This is a genomic window from Bacillus sp. 05T31 (genome assembly GCF_056396725.1).
Window position 1 is genome coordinate 1 of the sequence record NZ_JBFTMA010000592.1, and the last position, 2,855, is coordinate 2,855.

At 37.0% G+C, this 2,855-nt stretch carries 3 protein-coding genes; all 3 read right to left on the reverse strand.

Annotation, left to right across the window (positions count from 1 at the left end; genetic code table 11):
* Window positions 1–327: amino acid permease (locus tag AC1DJR_RS24800; RefSeq protein WP_477003740.1), on the reverse strand; the 327-nt coding region annotated here is incomplete at its 3' end.
* A gap of 213 nt (window positions 328–540) precedes the next feature.
* On the reverse strand, window positions 541–2,052 hold the full coding sequence (locus AC1DJR_RS24805; protein WP_429687307.1) for an ABC transporter permease/substrate-binding protein: 1,512 nt from the start codon (window positions 2,050–2,052) through the stop codon (window positions 541–543).
* Window positions 2,053–2,055: 3 nt separating this feature from the next.
* Window positions 2,056–2,855 (reverse strand): ABC transporter ATP-binding protein (locus tag AC1DJR_RS24810; protein WP_477003741.1); only part of this gene is annotated, 800 nt, incomplete at its 5' end.

Below are 2,855 nucleotides of genomic sequence, written 5' to 3' on the forward strand. Positions count from 1 at the left end.
TGTTGCAACATTTCCTAAAATCCCTGCTARCCAGTATCCCCAAGCACTGTTAAAACCAATATATTCACCGAATCCAGCTCGTGCATAACTATARATTCCGCCCTCAAGCTCCGGTTTTTGTCTTGCTAACGTTTGATATACGAGCGCAAGTGGAATCATTCCCATTGCTGTAATACACCAACCAATTATCGTTGCACCACTATTTGCTCCTACTGCTAAATCATGCGGTAAACTAAAAACACCGCCACCAACCATCGTTCCAACTACTAATGCGATTAACGGAAAAAATCCTAACTTCTTTTCTATTTGTACCACCCCATCTGTCATTCTAGGTGTTATGTTCGTTCAACTATTAAAGTCACCTTTTTCTCTAATAGACGTTTCTCTTATATTTTTTCAGGAAAACATTACTTATTCTAAAAGAAAATGAAGAAAAATGGAATACTTTTTTGAAAAAATGTATAAGTATGCACAAAAAAACCGTTCATTTTGTAATGAACGGTCATTTCATACATATAAAATTGTATATTTATTGTAAAATTAACGAAGTAACTTCTCTTTTTGTAAAAATTGTTTTGCGACTTCTTCGCTACTTTTCCCATTCACATTTACTTCATAATTCATTTTTCTCATTTCTTCATCTGTAATCTTTCCAGATAATTTATTTAATACTTTTTCGAGTTCAGGATATTTCTGTAACGTCTCTTTTCTTAATAATGGTGCTCCTTGATAAGGCGGGAATAGTCCTTTATCATCTTTTAGCACTTTAAGCCCATATTGCTCCAATTCACTATCTGTTGAATATGCATCGATTACGTTAACATCTCCCGATTGTATTGCACTATAGCGCAGTTTCGGTTCCATCGTTTTAACATTTGAAAACTTATAGTTATATAATTTTTGCATTCCTTTATAACCATCTTCACGATCAGCAAATTCTAATGTAAATCCTACTTTAGCTTCCTGTGCAATTTTYCCTAAATCAGAAATTGTATTTATGTTATTTTGATCTGCTATTTTTTTCGGCATGGCTAGTGCGTATGTATTGTTATACTCCATTGGCTTTAACATAACCATATTATATTTCTTTTCCATTCCAATACGAGCTTGTTCATATACTTCATCACGATTTGTACTTTTCGGTTCTTCTTTCACGAAAGTAGATAAAGCTGTACCTGAAAATTCTGGGTATATATCTACTTCACCTGATTTTAACGCTTCGAATACAAATGCTGTTTTTCCAAGGCCTGGCTTTAATTCCACCTGTAAATCTGTATCCTGTTCAATAAGTTGCTTGTACATTTGAATTAATATTTCTGGTTCAGATCCAAGTTTACCAGCAATAACTATGTCTTTCTTTTCGGTATTCCAAAGAAATGGAGCAGCTATCATTACTACAACTATACATATCGTCAATATAACGCGCTTAGAAGAGCGTTTCGGGCTCTCAAGTATGCGAAGTACTATATCAAAGAATAAAGCGAGTAACGCAGCTGGTACGGCCCCTAAAATGATAAGCGCATGGTCATTTCGATCTATGCCTAATAATATGAGCTTACCGAGCCCACCAGCGCCTATTAAAGCAGCTAATGTAGCCGTTCCAACAATTAATACCATCGCTGTACGAATACCAGCCATAATAATTGGCAATGCGAGCGGAAGCTCTACCTTCCATAATCTTTTCCAGCTATTCATCCCCATAGCTCTCGCCGCTTCTATAAGTGATTCATCTAATTCCCGTATTCCTGTATATGTATTTCGTAAAATAGGTAATAGTGCATACACAACTAATGCGATTATAGCTGGCAGTTTTCCAATTCCTACTAACGGAATTAATAGTCCAAGTAAAGCAAGTGAGGGCACTGTCTGCATAACAGCAGAAGTCCCTATAATAAATTCAGCCATTCGTTCTTTTCTCGTTAATATAATGCCGAGCGGCACTGCAATAATTACTGCAAAAAATAGTGAAATAAGCGATATTTGTAAATGCTCACTTAATGCACTTAGCAATTCTACTTTTCGTTCTCGGAACGTTTGAATAAAATCAGTCACTGTTTAGCCTCTTTCCTTCATTTGTTCAACAATGTAATTGACAATATGACGACTTGTTAACGCTCCAACATATTGACCATGCTCTTCAACCGGCACTGACTCTTCAGTTTGTAAGCGGACTAGTGCTTCTTGTAATGACGAATGTAAAGATAAAGCATTCCCTTCAACTCGTATACCCTCGTCTAGCGGCAATACCTCTTCTATACTCTTCCCCTCATACCAAGGTCGTCCACGATTTCCAATGAACTCCTCTACAAACTCATTTTTCGGGTTATGTATAATTCCTTCTGGTGTATCTAATTGAACAACTTTTCCTTCTTTCATTACACAAATACGATCACCAAGTGATAAAGCCTCTTGCATATCGTGCGTTACGAACACGATTGTTTTTTGAATCTTTGTTTGCAATTGTACGATATCCTTCTGAAGCTGCTCCCTACTTAACGGATCTAACGCACTAAATGGCTCGTCCATAAGTACAATTTTCGGGTTTGCGGCTAATGCCCGTACGACACCAACACGTTGTTTCTGCCCTCCCGACAATTCATCTGGCATGCGATCACGATATACATCTGGATCGAGCCCAACCATCTGTAGCAAGTCATCGACACGTGCTTTTATTTCCTTTTTGGTCCATTTTCTCATTTCAGGGACAACTGCAATATTTTCAGCAATTGTCATATGTGGAAACAGCGCAATCTGCTGCAACACGTACCCTATATTCCAACGTAGTTCGTTTATGTTATATTGTTGAATATCTTTTCCATCGATTAAAATTGATCCTTCCGTCGTTTCAATTAAAC